This window comes from Pectobacterium versatile, assembly GCF_020166435.1.
GTDB lineage: Bacteria > Pseudomonadota > Gammaproteobacteria > Enterobacterales > Enterobacteriaceae > Pectobacterium > Pectobacterium versatile.
Genome location: NZ_JAINZP010000027.1, coordinates 1 through 26,953, shown reverse-complemented (window position 1 = coordinate 26,953; position 26,953 = coordinate 1). Strand labels below are relative to the sequence as shown.

General features: G+C 53.7%; 24 protein-coding genes. 9 read left to right on the top strand and 15 right to left on the bottom strand.

What is annotated here, in order from left to right; genetic code table 11:
- Positions 1–231: 231 nt before the first annotated feature.
- The 3 genes from K7X24_RS19895 to dkgA all read left to right on the top strand — a co-directional run bounded on the left by K7X24_RS19895 (position 232) and on the right by dkgA (position 3,373).
- Positions 232–972, top strand: a complete 741-nt coding sequence (locus tag K7X24_RS19895; RefSeq protein WP_095701349.1) for an NADPH-dependent oxidoreductase — start codon at positions 232–234, stop codon at positions 970–972.
- 3 nt (positions 973–975) lie between these two features.
- Positions 976–2,139 carry an alcohol dehydrogenase gene (gene yqhD / locus K7X24_RS19890; RefSeq protein ID WP_130623299.1) on the top strand — a complete coding sequence of 388 codons (1,164 nt, stop codon included), beginning with the start codon at positions 976–978 and terminating at the stop codon, positions 2,137–2,139.
- A 406-nt stretch (positions 2,140–2,545) separates the two neighbouring features.
- Positions 2,546–3,373 carry a 2,5-didehydrogluconate reductase DkgA gene (gene dkgA / locus K7X24_RS19885; protein ID WP_161508701.1) on the top strand — a complete coding sequence of 276 codons (828 nt, stop codon included), beginning with the start codon at positions 2,546–2,548 and terminating at the stop codon, positions 3,371–3,373.
- A 42-nt stretch (positions 3,374–3,415) separates the two neighbouring features.
- Here the strand turns inward: dkgA and K7X24_RS19880 are convergent, their stop codons facing one another.
- The 7 genes from K7X24_RS19880 to K7X24_RS19850 form a co-directional block, all read right to left on the bottom strand.
- The gene (locus tag K7X24_RS19880) at positions 3,416–4,153 is read right to left on the bottom strand and encodes a GntR family transcriptional regulator (RefSeq protein WP_224558018.1); all 738 of its coding nucleotides are present in this window, start codon (positions 4,151–4,153) and stop codon (positions 3,416–3,418) included.
- A gap of 340 nt (positions 4,154–4,493) precedes the next feature.
- Positions 4,494–5,909: a cell division protein FtsP gene (ftsP, locus tag K7X24_RS19875; RefSeq protein WP_107332200.1), complete on the bottom strand. Its 1,416-nt coding sequence runs from the start codon at positions 5,907–5,909 to the stop codon at positions 4,494–4,496.
- 99 nt (positions 5,910–6,008) lie between these two features.
- Positions 6,009–6,746 carry a 1-acylglycerol-3-phosphate O-acyltransferase gene (locus K7X24_RS19870; RefSeq protein ID WP_039539451.1) on the bottom strand — a complete coding sequence of 246 codons (738 nt, stop codon included), beginning with the start codon at positions 6,744–6,746 and terminating at the stop codon, positions 6,009–6,011.
- Between the two features lie 150 nt (positions 6,747–6,896).
- Positions 6,897–9,167, bottom strand: coding sequence for a DNA topoisomerase IV subunit A (gene parC / locus K7X24_RS19865; RefSeq protein ID WP_224558016.1), 2,271 nt, complete (start codon positions 9,165–9,167; stop codon positions 6,897–6,899).
- 199 nt (positions 9,168–9,366) lie between these two features.
- The gene (locus K7X24_RS19860) at positions 9,367–9,870 is read right to left on the bottom strand and encodes an SUKH-3 domain-containing protein (protein ID WP_107332198.1); all 504 of its coding nucleotides are present in this window, start codon (positions 9,868–9,870) and stop codon (positions 9,367–9,369) included.
- 35 nt (positions 9,871–9,905) lie between these two features.
- Entirely contained in the window at positions 9,906–10,556 is a 651-nt protein-coding gene (locus K7X24_RS19855) for a hypothetical protein (protein ID WP_107332197.1), read from the bottom strand.
- Positions 10,557–10,605: 49 nt separating this feature from the next.
- Entirely contained in the window at positions 10,606–10,941 is a 336-nt protein-coding gene (locus K7X24_RS19850) for a DUF2314 domain-containing protein (protein WP_224558014.1), read from the bottom strand.
- Positions 10,942–11,192: 251 nt separating this feature from the next.
- Here K7X24_RS19850 and K7X24_RS19845 point away from each other — a divergent pair, with 251 nt between their 5' ends.
- A complete protein-coding gene (locus K7X24_RS19845) occupies positions 11,193–13,595 on the top strand; it encodes a TonB-dependent receptor domain-containing protein (protein WP_224558012.1) in 2,403 nt (800 codons plus the stop codon).
- Between the two features lie 313 nt (positions 13,596–13,908).
- On the top strand, positions 13,909–14,490 hold the full coding sequence (locus K7X24_RS19840) for an NAD(P)H-dependent oxidoreductase (RefSeq protein WP_224558004.1): 582 nt from the start codon (positions 13,909–13,911) through the stop codon (positions 14,488–14,490).
- A 40-nt stretch (positions 14,491–14,530) separates the two neighbouring features.
- Here K7X24_RS19840 and K7X24_RS19835 read toward each other — a convergent pair whose 3' ends face one another.
- Positions 14,531–15,427 carry a LysR family transcriptional regulator gene (locus tag K7X24_RS19835; RefSeq protein ID WP_224558002.1) on the bottom strand — a complete coding sequence of 299 codons (897 nt, stop codon included), beginning with the start codon at positions 15,425–15,427 and terminating at the stop codon, positions 14,531–14,533.
- Between the two features lie 157 nt (positions 15,428–15,584).
- Positions 15,585–16,325: a 3-oxoacyl-ACP reductase family protein gene (locus K7X24_RS19830; protein WP_180783651.1), complete on the bottom strand. Its 741-nt coding sequence runs from the start codon at positions 16,323–16,325 to the stop codon at positions 15,585–15,587.
- 82 nt (positions 16,326–16,407) lie between these two features.
- Here K7X24_RS19830 and K7X24_RS19825 point away from each other — a divergent pair, with 82 nt between their 5' ends.
- Entirely contained in the window at positions 16,408–17,055 is a 648-nt protein-coding gene (locus tag K7X24_RS19825) for a TetR/AcrR family transcriptional regulator (protein WP_224557992.1), read from the top strand.
- A gap of 126 nt (positions 17,056–17,181) precedes the next feature.
- Here the strand turns inward: K7X24_RS19825 and parE are convergent, their stop codons facing one another.
- The 5 genes from parE to nudF all read right to left on the bottom strand — a co-directional run bounded on the left by parE (position 17,182) and on the right by nudF (position 21,880).
- Positions 17,182–19,077: a DNA topoisomerase IV subunit B gene (parE, locus tag K7X24_RS19820; RefSeq protein WP_224557990.1), complete on the bottom strand. Its 1,896-nt coding sequence runs from the start codon at positions 19,075–19,077 to the stop codon at positions 17,182–17,184.
- Between the two features lie 84 nt (positions 19,078–19,161).
- Positions 19,162–19,743 (bottom strand): esterase YqiA, encoded by a 582-nt coding sequence (gene yqiA, locus K7X24_RS19815; RefSeq protein WP_103861627.1) that lies wholly within the window; start codon positions 19,741–19,743, stop codon positions 19,162–19,164.
- Positions 19,743–20,570 carry a 3',5'-cyclic-AMP phosphodiesterase gene (gene cpdA / locus K7X24_RS19810; protein WP_010297432.1) on the bottom strand — a complete coding sequence of 276 codons (828 nt, stop codon included), beginning with the start codon at positions 20,568–20,570 and terminating at the stop codon, positions 19,743–19,745. The genes yqiA and cpdA overlap by 1 nt, the downstream gene beginning before the upstream one ends.
- Before the next feature lie 241 nt (positions 20,571–20,811).
- Positions 20,812–21,243, bottom strand: a complete 432-nt coding sequence (locus tag K7X24_RS19805; protein WP_010280219.1) for a DUF1249 family protein — start codon at positions 21,241–21,243, stop codon at positions 20,812–20,814.
- A 4-nt stretch (positions 21,244–21,247) separates the two neighbouring features.
- Positions 21,248–21,880 (bottom strand): ADP-ribose diphosphatase, encoded by a 633-nt coding sequence (nudF, locus tag K7X24_RS19800; RefSeq protein WP_039535692.1) that lies wholly within the window; start codon positions 21,878–21,880, stop codon positions 21,248–21,250.
- A 336-nt stretch (positions 21,881–22,216) separates the two neighbouring features.
- Here nudF and tolC point away from each other — a divergent pair, with 336 nt between their 5' ends.
- The 3 genes from tolC (at position 22,217) to K7X24_RS19785 (ending at position 25,724) form a co-directional block, all read left to right on the top strand.
- Positions 22,217–23,608, top strand: a complete 1,392-nt coding sequence (gene tolC / locus K7X24_RS19795; RefSeq protein WP_224557988.1) for an outer membrane channel protein TolC — start codon at positions 22,217–22,219, stop codon at positions 23,606–23,608.
- 270 nt (positions 23,609–23,878) lie between these two features.
- Positions 23,879–24,553 carry a DUF1190 family protein gene (locus K7X24_RS19790; protein ID WP_103861630.1) on the top strand — a complete coding sequence of 225 codons (675 nt, stop codon included), beginning with the start codon at positions 23,879–23,881 and terminating at the stop codon, positions 24,551–24,553.
- A gap of 10 nt (positions 24,554–24,563) precedes the next feature.
- Complete coding sequence (locus K7X24_RS19785) at positions 24,564–25,724, top strand: glutathionylspermidine synthase family protein (RefSeq protein WP_010297418.1); 1,161 nt, start codon at positions 24,564–24,566, stop codon at positions 25,722–25,724.
- Positions 25,725–25,792: 68 nt separating this feature from the next.
- On the opposite strand, the gene ygiD is transcribed toward K7X24_RS19785, so the two are convergent.
- Positions 25,793–26,578, bottom strand: a complete 786-nt coding sequence (ygiD, locus tag K7X24_RS19780; protein ID WP_205538763.1) for a 4,5-DOPA dioxygenase extradiol — start codon at positions 26,576–26,578, stop codon at positions 25,793–25,795.
- Between the last annotated feature and the right edge of the window lie 375 nt (positions 26,579–26,953).

The window sequence follows — 26,953 nt, the reverse complement described above, 5'->3', positions numbered from 1 at the left end:
TATGGGGTCTGCGTCAAAATGGTGTTCTCTCGCTACGGGTTCACTTTTCCTGCCCGAAGCCTCTCTCCTGACAGAAGAAACAAAATGACATACCTGCGAATTACTATCACCCTTTTCTCCTACATTTTGTAGAAATAGGCAATAACCAAACAGAAATGTGCATTGAACGTCTTACGTGGGTTGATGACAATATTGAGCATACCGCCATCCTCTCATCCCACGGGAAAAGACATGAATAAAACGATTGAGCTGTTCACCTCACACCGCAGTGAACGTAGCTATCTTGATAAAGCGATTCCCGATGACGTGCTGGATGCCATTATTCAGTCCGCCCATCTGGCACCGACGTCCGTAAACTCTCAGCAGGTCTCGCTCATCGTCACCCGCGACCCAGAACGCAAAGCACGCATTGCCGAATTGGCTGGCGGCCAGCCGTGGATTGCCCAAGCACCCGTCTTCATTACCGTGGTGCTGGATATGCATAAAACGCAGGTCGGGATTGCCATGAGCGACAAGCAGCAGCACGCGCATGAAAGCCTTGAAAGCCTGATTTCCGGCACAACGGATGTCGGCATCGCGCTCGGCACGCTAATGGCCGCCGCACGTTCATTTGGGCTGGGCATTGTCCCGATTGGCGGCATTCGTCGCGACCCACAGGCGATGATCGACTTTCTGGAACTTCCTGAACTGACGTTCCCTGTTGCAGGCGTCGCTATCGGCTATGTCGATACCCCGGCGCATCAGAAACCGCGCCTGCCGCTGAATTCATTCCGCCATGATGAAACCTATCATCAGGACGTTCTGCCTGCGGCGATTGAGCAATATAACCAAACGCTGGTGGCACACTGGCAGCAAACCAGCCGCACAGACGGCGACAACTGGGGTGACAACACCGCCAGTTACTATCAACACATCTACTTCCCGAAAGTCTTGCCCGCGATCCTCCAACAGGGCTTTAAACTGGACAAATAACCTATGCTAAATTTCACACTCCATACCCCTACCAAGATTTTGTTTGGCGAAGGCCAGATTGCTGAATTAGGCAAAGAAATTCCTGCCGATGCCCGTATCCTCATCACCTACGGCGGCGGCAGCGTGAAGCACAATGGCGTGCTGGATCAGGTCTATCGCGCCTTAGAAGGCCGCAACGTACGCGAGTTTGCCGGCATTGAGCCCAACCCGACTTACGAAACGCTGATGAAAGCCGTTGAGGTTGTCCGGGCGGAGAAGATTGACTTCCTGCTGGCGGTTGGCGGTGGCTCTGTGGTTGATGGCACGAAATTTATCGCTGCCGCCGCAGACTATCAGGCGGCGCAAGACCCGTGGCATATTCTGCAAACCGGTGGGGCGGAAATCGATCGCGGCGTCGCGCTGGCGGCCGTGCTCACCCTGCCTGCGACCGGTTCGGAATCCAACAACGGCGCGGTCATCACTCGTAAATCGACCAACGATAAACTCGCTTTCCGCTCACGCCACACGCAGCCGCTTTTCGCGGTGCTCGACCCGGTCGTGACGTACACCCTGCCCGCTCGCCAGATCGCGAACGGCGTAGTCGATGCCTTCGTTCACACGGTTGAACAGTACCTGACCTATTCCGTCGATGCCAAAGTACAGGATCGTTTTGCGGAAGGTTTACTGCTGACGCTGGTTGAAGAAGGCCCGCGCGCGCTGGCTGAACCGGAGAACTACAAGGTCAGAGCCAATGTGATGTGGAGCGCTACCATGGCGTTGAACGGCCTGATTGGCGCAGGCGTGCCGCAGGACTGGTCAACCCACATGTTGGGACACGAATTAACGGCGCTGCACGGTCTTGACCATGCCCAGACGCTGGCTATCGTTCTGCCGGCCATGCTGGCGGCAAGAAAAGCCCAGAAGCGCGACAAACTGCTGCAATACGCCGAGCGCGTCTGGAACCTGCGTGACGGTAGCGAAGATCAGCGCATCGACGGCGCGATTGCCGCCACGCGTGACTTCTTCGAGAAAATGGGCGTGCCGACTCGCATGTCTGACTATCAGTTGGATGGCAGCTCCATTCCAACACTGGTCGCCAAACTCAGCGAGCACGGCCTGACTGCGCTAGGCGAACACCGCGACATCACGCTGGAAGAAAGCCAGAAGATTTATGAGGCAGCACGTTAAGCCCCTCTAATCCCAATCATTCGAGTGACAGGAGAAAACGCTATCGTTTAAACCACGCCTATATCACGCGATATACCCTCAATGCTGTGTCTGTTAAGGGGAGCCGCTCGGCTAATATTGGTCACTTAAGCCCGTTATTAGGGGAAACACAGGGGGAGGTTCCCGCAGGGACGCCTCACCCCTGTGGTCGCCCCGTGTATCTCGATGCTTAAACGATCGGCATTAAGTCAATCGGCTCCCTTTATCATCAGGCAATGTATAGCCGACGAATTTTTCTACTAGAATGAAATCATATGCCTGTTCCTGCTAGGGATCACGTTCCGCTATGTCCGTGATATGAACAGGTCGCCCATCCAGTTAACCCTATGATAAGTTTATGGATTAACGGATATAAAAGGAGAATGAGATGACGCAACCGAAAGTTAAGCTGGCGGACGGCAATATCATGCCCCAGTTGGGCCTTGGTGTCTGGCGAGCAAGCAGTGAGGACACGGTGATCGCCGTGACTGAGGCTTTGTCCATCGGTTATCGGGCGATCGATACCGCCGCGATTTATAAGAACGAGGAGGCCGTTGGTCAGGCACTGAGTTCCGCGAACCTGCCGCGTGAAGAGGTGTTCATCACCACCAAGCTCTGGAATGGCGATCACACCGATCCCCAAAAAGCACTGGAAGAGAGTCTGAGAAAACTTCGGTTAGATTATATCGATCTCTACCTGATTCACTGGCCGCTCCCACAACAGAATACCTTCGTGGATGCCTGGCGCGGGCTCATCAAACTCCAGGAACAAGGTCTGGCGAAAAGTATCGGCGTCAGTAATTTCCACATTCACCACTTACAGCGGCTAAAAGAAGAAACGGGCGTTTTGCCGGTCATCGATCAGGTCGAGCTGCATCCTCTTCTCCAGCAAAAGCAACTTCATTCCTGGAACGCCACGCACCATATCCAGACAGAATCCTGGAGCCCGCTGGCGCAGGGTGGCGAAGGCGTCTTCGACCATCCCATTATCCGTAAACTGGCGAGCAAATACGGAAAAACGCCAGCACAGATCGTGATCCGCTGGCATCTGGACAGCGGGCTGGTGGTGATTCCTAAATCGGTGACGCCTGCGCGCATCAAGGAAAACTTCGAGGTGTTTGATTTCCGTCTGGATAAAGACGAACTGGGGGAAATTGCCAAGCTGGACAGCGGGAAGCGTCTGGGCTCGGACCCTGATGAGCCGAGAAACGACTAATCCACCGTCGATGCCAGCCTTCACTGGGCTGGCATTGTTCTTCTAATCGGCAAACTGAATCTCATACACATCGCTACGGCAATGTGCTTCGCTGTATTCCAGCAGTTCACCTCGTTCGTTATAAACATGCAGTTGGCAGTACAGCGCTGGTGCCTCCGCCGCAATACCAAGAAGCGTGGCGATCTCTGCCTTACAGGCAATCGCTTTGAAACGATAGCGTTTTTTGTCCGGCGTGATGCCACGCGTCACCCAATATTGATAGAGAGACTGCTCAAGCGCTTCCGGGTCGGGTAGGAATTTTTGCGGTATCCAGGTCGTTTCCAGCGAAACGGGCTCACCATTGCTGAGCCGGACGCGTCGCAAATAAGTGGCGGCCTCGCCTTCCGGCAGAGACATTTTTGCGGCGATGGCAGCAGGCGGAACCTGTATTGCCTTTTCTAACCAGAGGCTGCCAGCAACGCCGCCTTGTTTCAATATCAGCGCGGTGAACCCTTCATCATCGGCGCTCAACGCATAGTTAAGCCGTTGAGCCACGCGGGTTCCCACCCCTTGCTGGCGCACAATCAGCCCTTTCTCTTCCAGCAGAGACAGGGAACGGGAAACCGTTACGCGCGACAATCCCAACTGCTGCGCAATCAGTCTTTCGGCGGGTAAGAACTGGCCGGATAACGTCTTACGGCGGCCGATTTCTGATTCAAGCAACGACGCGAGCTGCATATAGCGAGGCGCCGACGGCGCTCCAGCCAGCTGATCCCTGACCCAAAGCAGTAGTTCCCGCATAGTGCAGCCCTTTTAGTGACGCAGCGTTCTGGCTGCGTACAGGTTAAAACAGAAAGTGAACCTGATTTCATAGCGAAACGAAACGCTCTGACTCTGACATTGTTGTAATAAAAAATGTTCTTTTAGCACCAATCAGACCCGGAACAGTACGCGACGCAAAACGCCATTCACCCTTAATTAATAGCAACATCAATATATAAGGTATCGTCCGCACGCCTTCGCATCTTTAATTTTGGTTTGTCTGAATAGAGGTGGATCACATTAAGAAACAGATAAGCATCGCCGTCACATTTGTCACGGCGGAGGGTAACGCGGAGAAGTTGGCAGGCTATGGGTCGGTTTACATCGCAGATTGTACGATGAGCTGCCCCGTCGAGCCGCGATCGGCCAGTTCCAGCGTCTGGCTGTAATACAGGAAGGGGAACGCCATTGAGGAAGGCTGCGTGAAATAAACCAGTAGCTCGACATCACTATCTACCCACACCGTATCTTTCCAGCCGCTGTCTTCCACCGCTGGCGGACGACCACTCGCGCTGCGCACCAGAAATTTGACGCCCTGAATGTGGAAAGCCTGCGGCGTGTCGGCGTGGATAATCCAGCGCTCACAGCGGCCAAGCTGGGTTTGTACATCGGCCCGCGTCATGTCCCACATCGCGCCGTTGATGCCGGGCAGACTGTCACCCAGACGGAATTCGCGCGTGCGGCTGATGCTGCCTTCAATGATGTTGTCGGCCAGCAAGCGCATTGGCAGGTTGTCCGTGACTAATGGCAACAGCCCCGTCGGCTTCAGCGTGAGTATTTGCGTCGAAATCAGGATACTGGAAGGCTCGAACAGCCCGCGCAGACGATCCATAATTCCGGCTGACTCGCCTGCCGTCAGCGTGACTTCTTCGCCTTGCGACATGTCGACCAGAATTTCGCGTCGTTCGCCGGGCGCGAGAGAAAGCTGGTTCACCGCCATTGGTGCCGGTAATAACCCTTGATCGCTGGCGATCACATGCATCGCCCGGCCATCGCTCAGCCGCATCACATAACGCCGGGAGTTCGACGCGTTCAGCAATCTCAGGCGAACCCAGCCACGGGACACTTCAATAAAGGGATTTTGCACGCCGTTGACGAGCAGTGAATCCCCCACAAATCCGCCGTTAGAAGGCGGGTTATAGAGAGGGACACCAAAGTTATCCAGTCGTTTATCCTGAATAATCAATGGGAAATCATCAACACCGTAGTGATTGGGAAGCGGCAGGGATTTACTGACGCTGTCTTCCACCAGCCATAACCCAGCCAGCCCGTTATAGATATGCGGGGCCATGCGGTTCGGCGTATTGGCATGATACCAGCAGGTCGCCGCTGGCTGACGAACAGGCAATACCGGTGACCAGTCAGTTCCGGGAGAGATGATGCGAGCCGCGCCGCCCATCAGCGGCCCCGGCACCTGCAACCCACCGATCGTCATCGCGACAGGCTCATTCAGGCGGTTACTGTAAATCAGCTTAACGTCGTCGCCGTCATACACCCGCACCGTCGGCCCCAGATAATGGCCGTTGATTCCCCAAATGGAGGTCTTGCGGTCACCGGAGAATGCCCAATGGGCACGCTGCATGGTCAGAAAAAGCGGCTGGCCTCGGCGCGACTCCAGTAATGGCGGTATCGGCAATGCGGCGGGGTTCCCACTGGCTTTGGCTGCCAGTGGCGTCATACCCGCACATAACGCAAGGCCCGATGCCTGAATAAACTGACGTCGGCTGAGTGACATAATGACTCCGTAAATCCATTAACCGTAAGCAAAGTTTAACTTCCGATTCGTTCTTGAATAGACAATCGGAAGAAATAATCGCGTAACCCGAGGGGAAACTTATTTTTTGTTTGCTGCTTCGCGCGCCGCCACTTCCGCATCCAGCTCCGCTATCTTGGCAGCCATCACATCATGGCAGTGTGTCGCCAGTTCGCGAACCTGCTCTTTGGTATATGCGCGGGTATCAATGGGTGGCAACATTTCTACAATAACGAGTCCGTTATTCCAGCGGTTCAACTTCACCTTATTGCTGGTCGTGGAAACGCAAATCGGCACAATCGGCACTTCTGCGCTAATCGCGGCATGAAAGGCACCAGTTTTGAATGGCAGCAGGCCGCGTCCACGGCTGCGTGTACCTTCGGGGAACATCCAGATAGAGGTGTTGCGCTCTTTAATATGCTTCACGACCTGGGCAATAGTGCCATGCGCTTTAGCGCGGTTTTCACGGTCAATCAGCAAGTTACCCGTCAGCCAATAAAGCGGCCCGAAGAACGGGATCCACAGCAGGCTTTTCTTGCCCACGGTAACAGTACGAGGCTGAACTGCGCTGGATACCGTGACCATATCGTAGTTGTTCTGATGATTCGCGATATAGATGCAGTTGCCGTAATGCGCTGCTTCTTCCGGTATCCGCATTTCTACTTTCAGGCCAAACACGACGGACAAGCGACCAAAAAGATGGCCGAAGGTCGCTACATGGCGGGGATTTCGAGGGCTGAACAGGCAGTAAAACAAGCCAAAAATACAGATCAAAATCGAAAATATAACGACAATAAAAAAACGCAAAATGGATAACATAGCAACCTCATGAGCCGACAGCCGCCGCTAGTATAGCGATTTCGCGCTAAAACACACGGTGATTCAATTTGCGACGGGATGGCAACCGGAAACTAAAGAAAGGCGGTATGACACCGCCTTTCTCAACATGCACATGACAATACGGAGGCGTTATTCTTCGCTGCTGCCGGTGCTAATTTGCTGCGGTGCATCCACCTCAATCCGGTCGATGCGCTGTAGCCCACGCAGCAATGTGCCTTTCCGCCCGCGCTCGCCCTGATACTTCTGAAGCTCGTTTGGACGCAGCACCAGCTTACGCTTACCGAAGTACAGCGTGACTGAAGCCTGTGGTGGCAGCAGATACAGCCAGGTCAGACGGTCTTTGCCTTCCGCAAAATCAGCCGAAGAGATGGACACAATCTTGTTGCCCTTGCCCTTCGACAGCTGTGGTAAGTCGGAGACAGGGAACAACAGCATTCTGCCTGCGGCGGTGATCGCCATCAGCAGGTTATCGTCGCCTTTAATCTCGATCGGTGCCAGCGCCTTCGCGTTATCCGGCAGCGTAATAATCGCTTTACCCGCGCGGTTACGCGCCACCAGATCGTTGAAGGTACAGACAAAGCCGTAGCCCGCATCCGATGCCATCAGCAGCGGCTGATCGTCTGCAGCCATCAGCACCTGTTCAATCGTCGCGCCCGGCGGCGGCGTGAGTTTGCCCGTCAGCGGCTCACCCTGACCTCGTGCAGAAGGCAGCGTGATCGGATCCAGCGCATAGCTGCGGCCAGTGGAGTCAATGAACACCACAGGCTGATTGCTCTTACCTTTCGCCACGGCGCGGAAGCTATCGCCCGCTTTATAGCTCAGCCCAGTAGGATCGATGTCATGCCCTTTCGCGCTACGTACCCAGCCCATTTCTGACAGCACAATGGTAACCGGTTCGGACGGCACAAAGTCGTGCTCGCTCATCGCTTTCGCTTCGCCACGTTCACGCAGCGGCGAACGACGATCGTCACCATAGGCTTGCGCATCGAACTGAATTTCTTTCTTAATCAGGTTGCTGAGCTTACGATCGGATGCCAACAGTGCTTGAAGTTGATCGCGTTCTTTTGCCAGATCGCCCTGCTCACCACGGATTTTCACCTCTTCCAGCTTGGCCAAATGACGTAATTTCAGCTCCAGGATCGCTTCAGCCTGTGTTTCACTCAGGCTGAACTGGCGCATCAGAACGGGCTTCGGCTCATCTTCCGTGCGGATGATATGAATCACTTCGTCAATATTCAGGAACGCGATCAGCAAGCCTTCAAGGATATGCAGGCGCTTGAGCACTTTTTCCAGGCGGTAGTTTAGACGGCGGCACACGGTGTCACGACGGAAGACCAGCCATTCGCTCAGGATCTCGACCAGCCCTTTCACACTAGGGCGACCATCCAGACCGATCATGTTCATGTTAACGCGATAGCTCTTTTCCAGATCGGTCGTGGCGAACAGGTGGTTCATCACCTGGTCCATATCGATCCGGTTCGAGCGCGGCACTAGCACTAGACGAGTTGGATTCTCGTGATCGGATTCATCACGCAGGTCTTCGACCATCGGCAGCTTCTTCGCGCGCATCTGGCTGGCAATCTGCTCCAGCACTTTGGCACCGGAAACCTGATGCGGCAGCGCGGTAATCACGACATCACCGTCTTCTTTTTTCCACACCGCGCGCATACGCACGGAACCACGGCCATTCTGGTAGAGTTTGCGCACTTCATCGCGTGGCGTGATGATTTCGGCTTCCGTCGGGAAATCCGGCCCTTGAACATGCTGCAACAACTCTTCCAGCGAGGCCTTTGGGTTTTCCAGCAGCATCACGGCGGCGGCGGCGACTTCACGCACGTTGTGCGGTGGTATGTCCGTCGCCATCCCAACGGCAATCCCGGTGGTGCCGTTCAGCAGAATATTAGGCAGACGCGCAGGCAGCATCTTCGGCTCTTGCATCGTGCCATCAAAGTTCGGGGTGTAATCGACAGTACCCTGTCCGAGCTCGGACAGCAGCAGTTCTGCATATTTGGACAACCGCGATTCGGTATAACGCATGGCGGCGAACGATTTCGGATCGTCCGGTGCCCCCCAGTTCCCCTGACCATCCACCAGCGGATAGCGGTAAGAGAACGGCTGCGCCATCAGCACCATCGCTTCATAGCAGGCGCTGTCGCCGTGCGGATGGTATTTACCCAGCACGTCACCCACGGTACGGGCAGATTTTTTAAACTTGGCGCTGGAATTCAGTCCCAGCTCGGACATCGCATACACAATGCGACGCTGCACAGGCTTCAGGCCATCGCCAATGAACGGCAATGCCCTGTCCATGATGACGTACATGGAATAATTTAGGTATGCATTTTCGGTAAACGTGCGCAGCGCAAGGCTTTCTGCGCCGTCATGAGTCATCTCACTCATTTATCTCACTTCCCTCACATCGCGGCGCGATGGTTACGCTTTCCGGCACGCCATAGCGGCGGTATGTTTGGCGGGAATAGTACCTTATCTGATGAGGTGATGTCACAGAGAACCATTCACAGGAAATCACGCCACAGAGAACGCTGTCATCTCAGAAAATCCTCACTGGTGTGGATCCGACAGTTGCCGGAGAAGGTGGCTAGCGGTAGCGATGAACGCTCGGATGATCTGCGGTAATCGTTTCGCCATACATAGAAATTGACGGCTGGTCTGGTCGCAGCATCGGTTGCCCCTTGCGGCCCAACAGAATGCGTTCAACGGCGGCACCAAAAGACGCCCCTTCAAACCAGAATGCCTCATGGATAAAGCTCATGCCGTAGCAGGCTCCCGCATTATCCATCAGTAAAGCCCCGTGAGAATGGTGGGTTTCACCGACAAGAATCAACGTCGAGTTCAGAATACCTTGCCACTCGAGCAGCGTTTCATCCTGCTGCAAATCTTCGCTGCCGCCAAAAGCGATGTCGCCGCTGGCACACGCTTCTCCTGTGCCGCACTGCCCGACCGTCAGCCCACTGAACGCGCGCAGGATAGCGAAAGCCGGATGGTTCTCCGGCACAAACGGCGGAATTGATTGTGCTTCAGCACGCGGCCAGCCTGCCGCCTGAAAAAGTGGAAGAACGGATGCGGGTATTTCAATCGACATCGTGAGTCATCTCGCAGTAGCAGCGAAGGAAAAAGTCAGCGTGTATTTCGCAGTCGCTGACGAATAGCGCGTATTGCACTCATCCTTATCGTGTTATTGGGCGGAGCCAGATCGTTCTGGCTTGCCAGCAGATCCAGAGAGGATGAATCGCCCACGCCACGCAGCGCACAGAATATCAGTAAGGTGTGATGTTCCGTCATCGCCAGCGGTAACAGCCGCATCAGGAAAGTGCGAACGGCGGTTGCCTGCTCATCCGTCGCCACAACACTGCCTTTTATGCTCAGGAGTAAGTTATAGGCCGTGGTAAGGCGCCACGCCGTTTCGGGTGCCTGTTCAGGAACCTGCATGACTGCGGGAAAGAAAGCGATCAGTGCATCCACCGCGGCATGAGACCGAAGCTCTTCCAGTAGGCCAATCACATACGCGACATTGTCGGGTTCAGCCGCCAGCACGCCGAGTGCTTCAATTCCTTCCTCAGCATAAGCGCCTGCAATTTCAGCCCATTTCGCTAACGGAACAACGTGTGTGCCGTCGGGCAAGTACGGTGAGTGAGACCAGTTAAACTCAGCGGATAGCCGATTAAGCTCATCGCGTAACCCCGGCAAGCGCGCTTTCGCCGCCGCAAGAATATGCTCGACTTCCAGCGTGTTACGCCGAGCCTTCGACCTAAGTGCAGCAATCTTCATCGACAAATACCCTATCAACCATCAGAACAGCGCACGGATAGCAACGCGGCTAGCCATCTTTTCCATAAATGCCAATCACGTGACGAGCCTGAAACATCACAATCTGGCCGCACCGCACGCAGTCACTTCCCGTGGGGTCATTATCTAAAACACCCTCGTAAAACGCGTGATGCTTTTTCGTCACTCTGACCCACATCCTTTCCACCGACAGCGCATCCGCGCCTGCGGTTTTTTCCATACGGAAGATCAACTTAACAAAATCGTCGGGTGCCAATGATTCACGCACCGCGTTGTCTGGAATCCAGAATGAGTCCGGGTACTCGCGGTTAAGCGCTTCGCCATCGTCCAGCTCGTAGCGATCGGTTTCATACGTCGGCAGTTTCATTACACCTCATTGATACGTCGCGCATACACCGTCGTCTCAGTATTGATAGCACACATACCGTTTCATTAAGAATTATTCATCATCGTTGCAACAACAAATGATAATGCTTAGCATATTGATAATAATTATCATTTCCACATGATGATTAATGTTATTCGACGCCTTGCATTTCCTTTGCAGACGTTAGCTACCAGCACGCCATGTTTCCCCAACGCCGCTGGCCAGAACAACCCTTATAGCAGAGTATCATTATGTTAATTAACAAGAATTTAAATAAAATTCTTCTCACCGGCATCTTGACTGGCGTCGCGCTAAACAGCATGGCAGCGGATAGCACCACGGGCAACAACGCACTCAGCGGGAAGAATCCAGACAGTTCGGCGGCAAAAGCGGGACAGACCGACGACGTGATGATAGTTAACTCGCCGAAAATCGAGAAAAAAGCGGGTTCAAGTACGACGATAACAGCCGCAGACATGCAAAAAGAAGGCGGCAACAATTTTGGCACCATCATGCGTTATCAACCTCTGGTGAGCGCAACAGGTTCCAGCGGCGGCAGCAATACAGGGAAAAGCGGCTTCGACCGCGGCGGTTACACGGGCTACAATATTCGCGGCATTGAAAGCAACCGTGTGGCGATCGATACCGATGGTATCGCCCTGCCCAATGCCACAGGCCGTAGCTACGCCAGCCGTGCCGGATTCAATACCTTCGGGATGGGGCGCGACTATATCGATCCTTATCTGTACAGCAGCGTCGATATTGAGTCAGGCGTCACCTCCGCAGAAAATACTGTCAACGCACTCGGAGGCAGCGTCTCCTTTCGACCAAAATCTGCCGATAATTATCTGAAAGCGGGCAAGCAGGACTACTTTGGTTTCCAGAGTGACTACGATTCCGCCAACCATGGTTGGCATAATGGCATCACCGCCGCAGGCGGTGATGACGAACTGCGCGGCATTGTCGTGCTCAGCCGCCGCGACGGCCAGCAAACGCGTAATAACAGCGACGAGATCGCCGCTTACCCTGCCAACTGGCACTCTAACGCCATTTTGGCGTCCAGCATTTGGCAGGCTAACGACGAACATCAGCTCACCGGTACGCTGGATTATTACCATAAAACCAATCACACCCATTATGACTACTGGGGTAATCTGCCAAGCGGTAACAACACCATTTACGGCACGGCGCAACAGAGCAGCCAGACACGCCGCTGGACCGCCAGCCTGAAAGATCGCTGGACGCCCGTCAACAACACGCTGGTCGATTTGGTTGATAGCCGTATTTACTTCCAAAACAGCGAATCACACGACAATACCTGGCTGCCAGCAACCACGGGGATGGCGGCGGCAGATAGCCACCGGGTCTATTCCGACTACAATGTCACCACCTACGGATTCGATACCCATATGGTGAAAAGCTGGGATCGCCACGAGTTCAGTTGGGGTCTGAATGCCAGCCAAAGCAAAACAGAGCGCCCGTTCAGGCAATCGCCTAACCAAACGGGTGCGAATAACATCATGCAGCCAGAAGCCGATAGCAACAGCTACACCGTTGGCGGCTTCGTACAGGATACCGTTACGTGGGATCTGGCGGGGCACGCTTTCTCGGTTTTTCCTGCCGTACGCGCCATTCATCAACGTACCAAACCGACCAATACAGTTCGTCTGAGCGGTGACGGCAGTGTCATCAGTGAATCCGATGTCAACAGACTGTACGGCAAAGCCAACAGCGATACGCAAGTTCTGCCTTCTCTGAGCTTCCTCTATGACATCACCCCGACGCTGACAACCTATGTGCAGTACCGTCGCGGCGCGCAGTTCCCGGATGCCAGCCAGCTTTATGGCAGCACCAACCTTGACGCCAACTATGCCGGGCCGTTCCAGTATGCCTTTATCGGCAATAGCGATCTCAAAACGGAAACCAGCAACAACGTAGAATGGGGCTTAAAAGGTGAAGCGACGGAGGGAATCACCTTCCGTACCGCGCTGTTCTACAACACGTATAAGAATTTTATCGCCAACACCCGCTACCGTCGTAGCGCTAACCCCGATAAATTTGCCAATGTGCCAAGCAATATCAGCACGATATATCAGGCGGAAAACCGCGATAAGGCTTATATCTACGGTGGCGAAGTCAGCAGCAAAATACAGCTAGGCACCTGGTTCCCGGCTGTTGATGGTCTCAGCACCACGCTGGCCTTTGGCTACACTAAAGGTCAATCTCAATCCCGCTACCTCGGCGACCGCTATGTCGATCTCGACAGCGTTGCGCCAATGAAAGCCGTGGTAGGTATCGCCTATGACGATCCTTCCCAACGCTACGGTGCCGCTCTGACGTCTACCTTCCAGAAAGGGAAACAAGCGAAGGATACCAGTCGTGAAAGCTATACCAATGCGGGTAATGCGATCCCCACTTCTAGCACAGAGTATATGCGGATTCCCGGCTATGGCATGGTTGACCTGACGGCTTACTATCGCATCAGCAAGAATGTGAAAGTTAACGGTGGCGTGTATAACCTGACTGACCGTAAATATTGGGATTATCTGAGCAGTCGCCAGATTGAAACCAACGATCGGCAGGGACAGTATGACCGCGCACTCTCCGTGCAGCCTGGCCGTTCCTTCCAACTGGGTGTGAATGTAGATTTCTAATCCGCATCACTCACGATTCAATGAAAAAGGCGATGCATCATTTAGGCATCGCCGCCACTCAGGCAAGAATGCGTACCATAATGCCGAGCGTTTAGGCATCGAGATACTCGGGGTGACCACAGGGGTGAGACATCCCTACCGAGAATCTCCCCCTGTGTTTCCCCCGTAGCATTATTTCAAAATAACATCCGCTCACTTCTGATTATTGATATTCAGTCAACAGTGTTATGCGCTAGCGCACATTTTTCTGCGCAGCTCTCTGCCCTAGACTACGCCCAACATCTTCGTTGATAACCGATTCGAGAGCAGACCTATGCAGAACATTTTGCTGATTAATGCAGGCAAGTCATTCGCCCACTCTAAAGGTGAGTTGAACCATACCCTTACCGATGCCGCCGCCAGTTTCCTGCGCGATAAAGGCCACGACGTCCGCGTGACGGTCGTGGACAACGGCTATGATAGTGAACAGGAAATTCAGAATTACCTGTGGGCAGATACTATCATTTACCAGATGCCGGGATGGTGGATGGATACGCCGTGGATCCTGAAGAAATATATCGATGAAGTGTTTACCGCCGGCCACGGTTCGCTTTACGCCAGCGATGGCCGCAGCCGTTCGGATGTCAGCAAGAAATACGGTTCTGGGGGATTGTTACAGGGCCGGAAATACATGCTGTCTCTAACGTGGAATGCGCCGTTGGAGGCTTTCGATGACCCTGAACAGTTCTTCCACGGCGTGGGGGTGGACGGCGTGTATCTGCCGTTCCATAAAGCAAACCAGTTCATCGGGCTATCCCCGCTTCCGACCTTCATCTGCAATGATGTGATGAAAGCACCGGACGTCCCCACTTATCTTGCAAATTATCGCCAGCATCTGGATGAACACGTTGCCTGATCGGCGTATTACTCGCTTCTCTACCGCTGTGGGTCACGCCTCACAGCGGATTTTCCGTGAGCTTTTCGCTCATAAAATCGAGAAAACAGGTAATACGCGCCGCCAGTTGGCTATTGCGATAATACACCGCGTAAACCGGCAGGCTGGCTTCCAGCGTTTCCCCAGTAAGGATCGGCACCAGCCGCCCCGCCGCCAGGTCGTCACGGATCAGGAAGTGAGACATGCGCACAATCCCTTCGCCTTGCAGCGCAAGCTGACGCAATATCTCACCGTTTGATGCCAACAGCACCGGCGTGATGGGGTAGAAATCCTGAAGGCCATGCCGCAGAGGCCAGTGGTTCAGCGACTCCGACTGAGTAAACCCCAGACAACGATGACTGGCTAATGACTCGACCGTCGCAGGTGTACCATGCTGTTCTAAGTAGTCAGGGCTGGCGACGATGTGCAGCTTGCTTGCGCCAAGCGGGCGAGCATGAATGGTAGAGTCTTTGAGCGTGCCGATGCGAATGGCGATATCGGTATGCTGCTCAAGCAAATCAATAATGAAATCATTGGTATTGAGTTCAAGAACGATCTTGGGATAGCGGCGGCGAAACTCCGGCACCAGAGGCACAATCACATGCTGCATAAACGCCGAGCCCGAATTAACCCGCAGCCGTCCACTCGGTTGCTCATGGCGCAGCAGCACCTGCTCTTCGGCATGTTCCACTGCGTGAATCACGTCACGGGCGTGCTCAAGAAACATCATGCCTTCTTCGGAAAGCGAGAGACGTCGCGTCGTACGATGCAACAACGTCGTACCCAGCTTATCCTCCAAGCGCCGCAGCGCCCGGCTAATGCCCGACGTGGTTTGCCCAAGCTGTTCCGCGGCTGCCGTGATCGAACCGGTGTCGATCACCACCACAAAAGCCTGAAGTTCCTCAAGCGTGACTTTCATAAACGAGTACACCTGCCATCGATTTGGTATTTACCCAAACGTTATCGTGTACTCGCATCATACCGCAGCCACTTATAAATGACTGCCGTCGTCCGAACATCATCCTGCCGAAGCCGCTTATCCGCTCCGGCAAGATGAAACCGCGATAAAGATCGCGTTAGGCGTTGGATCCGCCATCCACGGTGATCCCTGTTCCCGTAATCTGTCGGGCTGCTGGGCTGGCCAGAAAAGCCACCGCAGCAGCAATGTCCTCGGGCTTGCCATAGTGACCGAGTGCTATCGACGCACGTTGCGCTTCTGCGTAATCGCCATCAGCCGGATTCATGTCTGTGTCAGTTGACCCCGGATGCACCAGATTCACGGTGATACCATTCGGCCCCAGCTCGCGCGCCAACCCGCGGGTAAAAGAAAGTAGCGCCGATTTGGACATCGCGTAGACCGACAATCCCGGCATGGAAACGCGCTCAGCGACACTCGATCCTATTGAGATAATGCGACCGCCCTGGCCTAAATGCGGGATCGCCGCTTGCGATGCTAGCACCACAGCACGCACATTCACGTTCAGCGTGTCGTCAATATCCGCAAGGCTCAGTTGTGACAACATGCCGCCACGAGCAATCCCCGCGTTATTGACGAGAATATCCAGACCGCCCAGCGCTTGTGCTGCTTCATTCACCGAACGCACAACGGCTTCAGCATCCGCGCTATCAGCCTTTATCGCGAATGCACGACGGCCCTTTGCTTCAATCGCCCGAACCACGTCCAATGCCCGTTCCTCAGAGCTCTGGTAGGTGATCGCCACATCTGCGCCTTTTTCCGCCAGCTCAAGGGCGATGGCCGCACCAATGCCGCGGGAAGCGCCAGTCACCAGCGCTTTTTTACCAGTCAATTCAGTCATCGTTCATCCTATTTTGTAGTGATTGATATATAATGTTATAAACGCCCTCTGGGTAACCGTCAATTCATTTATGTAACGAACGATGCAGAATTCATTTACTCCTAAAAACGCCTCAACGGAACGTCCCGCCAAAGGGCGGCCACGTGCGTTCGATCGCGAAAAAGCGCTGGAAAAGGCGACACTTCTCTTCTGGCGCAAGGGCTTTTCAGCCACCTCAATGTCCGATCTCACTGCCGCGATGGGGATCGGATCGCCCAGCCTGTATGCCGCGTTTGGGTCGAAGGAAGCGTTATATGCTGAAACACTTCGCTACTACGCTGAACACTGTGGTCCACGCGTTTGGGCGGGTTTCGATAGCGCTCGGACAGCGCGTGATGCCGTTCGGGCCTACCTAATGGATTCAGCCGCAGCACTGACCGGGGCGAACGGCCCAGACGACCCGCCCGGTTGTATGCTGGTGCTATCCGCCGTCGGTGAAGAAGGTCATTCCGCGCTTGGCAATATTGTGCGGGACGCACGTGCACAGGCTCTCCTCAAGCTAGAAGCGCGCTTTTCACAAGCGGTTTCCGAGGGGGAACTGGATGCCGCGCTGAACGTTAACGGACTGGCGCGCTATATTCTCGCAGTACAGGGGGGAATGGTGTTGCAATCACGCGATGGTGCCAGCCGAACAGAGCTTGAGAATATCGTTCAATGCGCCCTGCTGGGATGGGACGCGCAGGTGAAATGAGGGGAATGTTGAGCCGCCGTGATTAACCCGCAGCGTAAAGAAAACTGGCTATATCATGGGCTTGTTCGCTCATCATACAGCCAGCGTGTCATTTTTTATGATGTTAATTACTGCAGGGAGCGGCGGTTAGACCTCAATCTCCGCCTTATCGCCTTTCTCTTGCAGCCAGTTGCGGCGATCTTCAGAACGTTTTTTCGCCAGCAGCATATCCATCATCGCCATCGTCTGATCCATATCCTCTTCGTTGATGGTCAACTGCACCAGACGGCGCGTATTCGGATCCAGCGTGGTTTCGCGCAGCTGTAGCGGGTTCATTTCACCCAGACCTTTAAAGCGCTGCACGTTAGGCTTGCCTTTCTTGCGCTTAAGCTGCTCCAGCACGCCCGCTTTTTCCTCTTCGTCCAGCGCGTAGTACACCTCTTTGCCCAGATCGATACGGTACAACGGCGGCATGGCGACATAAACGTGTCCGCCCTGAACCAGCGCCCGGAAATGGCGGACAAACAGCGCACACAGCAGCGTGGCAATGTGCAGACCATCGGAGTCCGCATCCGCCAGAATACAGATCTTGCCGTAACGCAGTTGGCTGAGATCGGCACTGTCAGGATCGATACCGATCGCGACTGAAATATCATGCACTTCCTGCGACGCTAAGACTTCATCGGAGGAGACTTCCCAGGTATTCAGGATCTTACCTTTCAGCGGCATGATCGCCTGAAATTCACGCTCGCGTGCCTGTTTCGCCGATCCGCCCGCCGAATCCCCTTCCACCAGGAACAGCTCCGTCCGGTTGAGATCCTGCGAGGTACAATCGGCCAGTTTGCCTGGCAACGCCGGCCCGCTGGTCAGCTTTTTACGCACCACTTTTTTGGCAGCGCGCATACGGCGCTGAGCGCTGGAAATCGCCAACTCAGCCAGCTGTTCCGCAGCCTGCACGTTCTGGTTCAGCCACAGGCTGAAAGCGTCTTTCACGACGCCAGACACAAACGCGGCACACTGACGAGAAGAGAGACGTTCTTTGGTCTGCCCGGCAAACTGCGGTTCCTGCATTTTGACCGACAGCACGTAAGCACAGCGTTCCCAGATGTCATCTGCGCTCAGCTTCACACCGCGCGGCAGAATATTGCGGAATTCGCAGAATTCACGCATCGCATCCAGCAGCCCTTGGCGCAGGCCGTTAACGTGCGTCCCGCCCATTGGCGTCGGGATAAGGTTAACGTAGCTTTCCGTCAGCAGCTCACCGCCTTCCGGCAGCCAGAGCAGCGCCCAATCCACCGCTTCCGTATCGCCAGTAATCGACCCCAGAAACGGTTTTTCCGGCAGCGTGATCAGGCCATTTATCGCTTCGCACAGGTAGTCATTCAGGCCATCCTGATAGCACCAGCGCTGCTCGGTGTTGTTAACTTTATCTTTGAAGATGATTTCCACACCGGGGCATAAGACCGCTTTGGCCTTCAGCAGGTGCGTCAAACGGGATACAGAAAAACGGGGGCTGTCGAAGAATTTTTCATCCGGCCAGAAATGCACGCGCGTACCGGTATTGCGACGTCCACAGGTGCCAGTGACGGTGAGCTCCTGCACTTTGTCACCGTTTTCAAACGCGATGTCATGAACCTGACCATCGCGCTTAACGGTAACTTCAACACGGGTGGACAGGGCGTTCACCACGGAAATCCCTACGCCGTGCAAGCCGCCCGAGAACTGGTAGTTTTTACCGGAAAATTTGCCGCCTGCGTGCAGACGACACAGGATCAGTTCAACGGCGGGTACGCCTTCTTCCGGGTGGATATCCACCGGCATCCCACGACCGTCATCAATCACTTCCAGCGACTGATCGGCGTGCAGAATCACATCAATACGGCGTGCATGACCCGCCAGCGCTTCATCAACGCTGTTATCTATGACCTCTTGTCCCAGATGGTTAGGACGCGTGGTATCGGTGTACATTCCCGGACGACGGCGCACCGGTTCCAGTCCGCTGAGTACTTCAATCGCATCAGCGTTATAACTTGATTGAGCCATAGTTTGCGTTAATTCTTTGAGTTCAGTGAATGGTGTTTAACGAACCGCGTTCAGCGATTCGTTTTTCAATGCATATGCGGCGATTCAGTCTGTCGTGAGCCCTAAAAAATTCACAATCGGTGTGAAAAAGCGCTCAAATCCGACAAAGGCATGATTGCCCTCTGACTCCACAGTTTGACGGCAGGCCGTGTAATACGCGACTGCCTGACGATAGTCCAGAACCTCATCCCCTGCCTGCAACAGCAGCCAGAGCAAATCCGGCGATTCCAGTCGGTCAACCTGCATGACCTTCAGATCGTAAACGTGCCGAGACTCTAGCACATATTGTTCACCGGTGTAGGGGTTCTGATATTCGCCGAGATGGTCCAGCAACAGTTCAAACGGCTTCACCGCAGGATTCACCACCACGGCAGGCAGCATAAAACACTGGGATAACCAGGTGGCATAATAACCACCGAGGGAAGAGCCAACAATGCCCACCGGACGACCGGCCCGCTCCATAATCAGCGATTCCATCATCTCAGCTGCTTCCGACGGATACGGTGGAAGCTGGGGAATCACCATGTCAATTTCAGGGTGCCGCTCTGCCAGCCACGTTTGCAAGGCCGTCGCTTTCGCCGACTGTGGCGTACTGTTGAAGCCGTGCAGATAAAGAAGCGTTGGCATTAGTAACCGTCCGAATCCATGTCAGGCAGGAATTCACTGCCTGAGAGACGATAGACCTCGGTTTCCAGACGGCCATCCGGCAGCAGGTCCAGATAGCGCCAGCCCGGCGCCACGTCATCAATGGTGAAGTTAGTGCAGTGTGGTTTGAACTGTACGCAGGTCGACGGCGTGGCCAGCAAGCGGCGGCCATGCCAGTCAAAATCCATCTCCTGATGAATATGTCCGCACAGTACGGTGTTCACCTGTGGATAGCGATCCAGCACCGCAGACAGATTGTGCGCGTTACGCAGGCTATGCTGATCGAGCCAGGTACAGCCGGAAGGATGCGGATGATGGTGCAGCAGCAACAGCGTAAAGCGGTCAGGCTGACTTTTCAGGCTGCGTTCCAGCCATTCAAGCTGGTATTCGCTCAACTCGCCGTGTGGGACGCCAAATACCTGACTGTCCAACAAGATGATTTGCCACTTGTCGCCCAGCAGCACATGTTTGGACGGTGCAATACCGGCGTCAGCCAGCGCATCGACCATCGCCGGTTGGAAATCGTGATTACCCGGAAGCCATACGCAAGGTGCAGGGATCTGCGCAATCCCGCGTGAGAAATGGTGATAGGCTTGCAGCGTGTGATCCTGTGCCAAATCGCCCGTCGCGACGATCAAATCAAACGCATCCTGCCGAGCCTTGATGGCATTCAGCACAGCGTGATAGCTACGATAGGTGTTGATACCCAGCAAGGTTTCATGCTCGCCCGCAAAAAGATGGGTATCTGTTATTTGTAAAATCCTGACTCTGGCGCCACTCGCCACAGGCAGTGTCAACAGGCTTTCCAAATGGTGTCCTTGGTTACGTAAATCTGTCTCTACCCGTCATCTTTCAAATTGCAGAATATACCCATCATACTTCAAGCTGCATGTGCGTTGGCAATACTCGGCTCATCTCTGAGCCTCGCCCTAGCGGGTCAACGCCTTGCGTTGTTCAAAACGATAATGTTTTGTCCTGCAACTCGAATTATTTAGGGTATACGTTGGTTTCCCTTGGTGGCTCGCCAGCCACTTTCCTGCGTGTTGAAATCTATTGGGTATCAAAAACCGGTATCGACATCGAACCATACGCCAAACAATACTTTAGCCAATCAGCAAGAAACTGATTAATTTGATGCTTTTCGTCACGTTGATGTAACTTCTTATTAGGATAATCATAACGTGCTTTGAAACGAAAGATCTGCTGGCTGGCACACACTTCCGCAACCAACGCATCATGATACAACCTAACGCTCATCATTGGCAGGCTCCAATAGCTGACAGTGGGCGCTGTCTGCTTAATTTCCACCAATGAGGTATAGCGGGTAGACTCAAGAATTGTCAGTTGATAGACCGCATTATTGACGTGATAAACCGCGATTTCGCCGACTTCATCAATTTTTGGCAGCAAACGCCGCAATTGCATGAAGTTGGTTTCACATAGCCTCATCATGGCCGGGAAATCCGGTGTATAACGTTTCATAAATTCAATCCACCCACTCACGTTTCAGTTCTTCATGGTGCAACGCCAACCATTGCAAGGCAATGACAGACGCGGCGTTATCAACGATGCCTTCTTCAACCCATTGATAACTTTGTTTACGGCTCACCACATGTACACGGATATCTTCATTCTCTTCCGCCAGGCCGTGAATGCCTTTCGCCGTACGCGTATCCACTTCGCCCACTATCACCGCCAGACGCTCACTGGTGCCGCCGGGGCTGGCAAGATAGTTGATTATCGGTCGACAACGGCCAACCCTTAATCCGGCTTCTTCCTCTGCTTCGCGCCGCGCCACCTCTTCGTGGCTTTCTCCCGGCTCAATCATGCCAGCCACCAGCTCAAACAGCCAGGGAGACGCGCTGGTGTCGTAGGCAGCGATACGAATCTGTTCTATTAATACCACTTCATCACGCACCGGATCGTAAGGCAGCAACACCACGGCATGGCCGCGTTCGAAGATCTCACGGCTGACCTCACCGCTCATGCCGCCATTAAACAGGCGATGGCGGAAACGGTAACGCTCCAGCGAAAAAAAACCGTCGTACAGCGTTTCGCGTGCAATAATTTCTACATCATCTTTGGTGAAAGTAACCGGACCGGATGCGGAAGACGACATGGCTGTACTCCTGTAACAAGTATTAATGGAATCCGGTATTGTATGGCGGAATCCGCTGTCATTATACTCATCATTGTTTTTGAACGTTTATTAGGCGTTACGTCAGCGAAGTGGGGCTATACTCGCCCATCGCACCACTTTTCGGTGCCTTACTGAACAGCAAAACGCCGCACTGAATCATCCAACAGGTCAATTTACCTGACCCTGTGGGCATATTCCGCTGAAAGATGGCACGTTCAGCTACCTTATCCTATTGGCAGATTCTGATAGAATCGACAATTATTCGTCTACAGACAGCGCTACCATAGCGAGATTGCTGCACAACAAGGAATGCAAATGAAGAAATTGCTCCCTCTTCTTATTGGTCTGAGCCTGGGCGGCTTTAGCGCCATGAGTCAGGCGGAAAACCTGTTACAGGTCTACCAGCAGGCAAAAAGCACCAACCCTGATTTACGCAGCTCTGCGGCAACCCGCGACGCCGCGTTTGAAAAAATCAACGAATCACGCAGCCCGTTACTGCCGCAGTTGGGAATCAATGCAGGTTATACCTATAACAAGGGTTACCGCGACAGTAATGGCGTCAACAGCAACGAGAAAAGCGCTGCATTGCAGCTAACCCAGACGCTGTTCGACATGTCGAAATGGCGTGCGCTGACGTTGCAGGAAAAACAAGCGGGTATTGAAGACGTCACTTATCAGACCGCGCAGCAAAACCTGATGCTGAACACCGCAACCGCTTATTTCAACGTGCTACGCGCCATTGACTCGCTGTCCTACATCAATGCGCAGAAACAGGCAATTTATCGTCAGTTGGATCAAACGACGCAGCGCTTCAATGTAGGTCTTGTGGCGATTACTGACGTTCAGAACGCCCGATCACAGTATGACAGCGTGTTGGCAAATGAAGTGTTAACGCGTAATACGCTGGATAACGCGCTGGAATCACTGCGTCAGATTACCGGCAATTTCTACCCGCAGTTGGCCGGTCTGAATATCGAGCGTTTCTCTACCCAGAAACCTGAAGCGGTTAACAACCTGCTGAAAGAAGCCGAAAACCGCAACCTGAACCTATTGTCCGCACGTTTGAGTCAGGATTTGGCACGCGAGCAAATTCGCTCCGCCGAGACAGGCTATATGCCGACGTTGGATCTCACCGCATCAACGGGTGTGAGCGATACCCGCTATTCCGGCTCACGGACGAATGGCGGCAACTTTAGCGATACCGACGCAGGACAGCACAGAGTTGGCATCAATTTCACCCTGCCGCTCTACAGCGGCGGTGCCACCAATTCTCAAGTGAAGCAGGCGCAGCACGGCTATGTTAGCTCGAGTGAACTGCTGGAAAGCGCACACCGTTCTGTGATCCAGACGGTACGTTCATCGTTTAACAATATTTCAGCGTCCATCAGCAGCATCAACGCTTACAAACAGGCTGAAGTGTCTGCACAAAGCTCTCTGGATGCGATGGAAGCCGGTTATCAGGTAGGAACGCGCACCATCGTTGACGTGCTGGATGCCACCACCACGCTGTATAACGCCAAACAGCAGCTCTCTAGCGCTCGTTATGATTACCTGATCAATCAGTTAAACATTAAGTCCGCGCAAGGCACGTTGAGCGAAACCGATCTGCAAACGCTGAATGCGTCACTGGGTCAGCCGGTTTCAACCACGCCAGCCGTAACCGACAATACAGCTCCGCAGGCCACTACCGCCTCAGCGCAGCGTTAATCGGTAGCTGCGTTTACACGCATCAAATACAGGGGAACCACGGTTCCCCTTTTTTATACCCGCGCTTTTTCCACAAAATAACGCGACGGCACCAGAACACAGGAACCGCCTGCTTTCGCCATAAAGCGAAACGTTGCACAACGTAATGTATAGCAACGTAAAGACGCCTTCAGTTACACCTATTGCCGCTTTAAATTCAAGCAGCGTTCCCCTATTCTTAGGCACACTTATTTGTTATTGGCTGTGATGCTTTGCTCTGGGATAAACACGATGAAACGTACAAAAAATATTAATCAGGAAACGTTCCGCAAGGAATGGCGGACTTACCGTCTGGCACCTGTTGCTTTGGCCGTCAGCGCCGTATTTTTCCTCGCGGGCTGCGAACAAACTGATGAAACCGTCTCCCTCTACCAGAATGCGGATGATTGTTCGTCAGCGAACCCGTCAATGGCTGCCCAATGCACCACCGCTTACAATAATGCGTTAAAAGAAGCAGAAAAAACGGCCCCGAAATACGCCACCAAAGAAGACTGCGTAGCGGAATTTGGCGAAGCGCAGTGTACTCAAACGCCTGCACCGGCACAGGCCGGTATGGCAGCAGAATCGCAGCAGGGCGGCGGTATGTCCTGGATGCCGCTGATGGCCGGTTACATGATGGGCAGAATGATGAGTGGTGGAGCCGGTTTCACACAGCAACCGCTGTTCAGTTCAAAATCACCGGCCAGCCCGGCTAACGGCAAATTCGTTGATGCCACCGGCAAAAACTACGGTAACGCGACAACAGGCCGCACAATGACCGTGCCTAAAACCGCATTGGCACCGAAGCCTGCAACCACCTCGACCATCACGCGTGGTGGATTTGGTGAAACCGTCGCGAAGCAAAACAGCATGCAGCGCAGTAGCGCCAGTTCAAGTTCCAGCTCTTCCCGTAGCATGGGCGGCTGAGGCGTATTGAATGAAGCGGATAGATATTACAGCGCGTCCTGACTGGCAGGAAAAAGCCACCGAGTTTGGTTTTCGTTTCCACACCATGTACGGCGAGCCCTACTGGAGCGAAGAGGCTTACTACCAGTTCACGCTTGCCCAGATCGAAGAGCTGGAAGAAGCCACCGCAGAGCTGCACCAGATGTGTCTGCAAGTAGTGGAAAAAGTCGTCAACAGCGACGCGCTGCTCGCTAAATTCCGTATTCCCAAACACACCTGGGAATTCGTCAGACATTCATGGCGCACCAATCAGCCTTCGCTGTATTCACGCCTCGATCTGGCATATGACGGCAAATCCCCAGCAAAACTGCTGGAGAACAATGCCGATACCCCGACGTCGCTGTACGAAGCAGCTTTTTTCCAGTGGCTCTGGCTGGAAGATCAAATCAACGCCGGAAATCTGCCGCAGAATTCTGACCAGTACAACAGCATTCAGGAAAAGCTGATCGAACGCTTTGAAGAACTAAAGCTCAATCACGGCTTCGGCTTACTGCATTTCGCCTGCTGTCAGGATACGGAAGAAGATCGTGGTACGGTGCAATACCTTCAGGATTGCGCTCTGGAAGCGGGTCTGCCGAGCGAGTTTCTGTACATTGAGGAAATCGGCCTCGGTGAGAAAGGCCAGTTTACCGATCCTGAAAATCAGGTGATTGGTAATCTGTTCAAGCTGTATCCGTGGGAGTTCATGCTGCGCGAGATGTTTTCCACCAAGCTGGAAGATGCGGGCGTGCGCTGGCTGGAACCGGCCTGGAAAAGCATCATTTCTAATAAAGCGCTGCTGCCGATGCTGTGGGAAATGTTCCCAAACCACCCCAACCTGCTTCCTGCCTATTTCGCAGAAGATGAACATCCTGAGCTGGACAGCTACGTCATTAAGCCGCTGTTTTCACGCGAAGGGGCGAACATCCAGATCGTCGAAAATGGCAAAGAGATTGCGTCAGCCGACGGCCCTTACGGCGAAGAAGGGATGATCGTCCAGCAGTACCATCAACTGCCGAAATTCGGCGACAGCTATACACTGATTGGTAGCTGGCTGGTGAACGATCAACCTTGTGGTATCGGCGTACGTGAAGATCGCGCCCTGATCACGCAGGATCTCTCACGCTTCTATCCGCATACCATTCTGGATTAAGCATCAAATTGAAAGTAATAAGGCACGATGAAAATCGTGCCTTTCTCATTTCTACCGCAAAAAGCGAATTAACCCACCTGCACCGACAGCATACTCAGCGATCCCATTTCAAGCCCATCGACCGGAATGCTGATTGCTTCTTTGCCGTCCCAGCTTCCCAGTACATAGAGCAGCGGGAAATAGTGATCGGGCGTCGGGTTGGATAATGCGGCACCATCATGCTGCATAAAATTAACCAACGGATGGTCGTCGCCCTGATAAGCCAGGTTATCACGCACAAATTGATTGAATGAGATAGCCCACGGATACGGCTCTGCATCACCATCCCATTTCACCATCCGCAGGTTATGCACGACGTTACCACTGGCCACAATCATGAAGCCTTCATCACGCAGTGCCGCCAGCTTGCGCCCTAATTCGTAGTGATATACAGCAGGCTGCGTACCGTCCACACTCAGTTGCACAACGGGAATATCCGCATCGGGATACATCTTGATCAGCACGCCCCAAGAGCCGTGATCCAAACCCCATTGGCTTTGATCGGCAGTAACAGGATACGGCGCCAGCACCTGCTGGATTCTCGCCGCCAACTCAGGCGAACCGGGTGCCGGATACTGGGTATCAAACAGCGCCTGCGGGAAACCACCAAAGTCATGGATGGTGCGTGGGTTTTCCATCGCCGTCACGGCCGTGCCCCGGGTATACCAGTGGGCGGAAACCGCGATAATCGCCTTCGGACGCGGCAGCGTCTCACCCAGCGTTTGCCATGCCTGAGTATACACATTGCTTTCCAACACGTTCATCGGGCTACCGTGGCCGAGGAACAGTGCAGGCATCCGGGAAGTGTTGTTCATAGTCATATCCTCTGAAAGATGTCAGCGAGCGTGCAGTCACACGCGATGGCCTTACTTTACGCGCTTTATGGCACAGAAAAAGTCAGAGTTATGTGATGGAGAACATCAATTAATTTGAAAGGTATGGCCTACATGGCAGGATGAAGGAAAAAGCCTCCCGCCAAAGCGGCAGTTTCATGATGAAGGGAGTTGACCGTTAAGCCGCTTTCTTTCATAAAAAGCGTCGTGGACAGTCATTCATCTTGCCTGCACCCATAAAGCAAAAACCCACCGAAGCGGGGTTTTATGATGAAGGGAGTTGACCGTTAAGCCGCTTTCTTTCATAAAAAGCGTCGTGGACAGTCATTCATCTTGCCTGCACCCATAAAGCAAAAC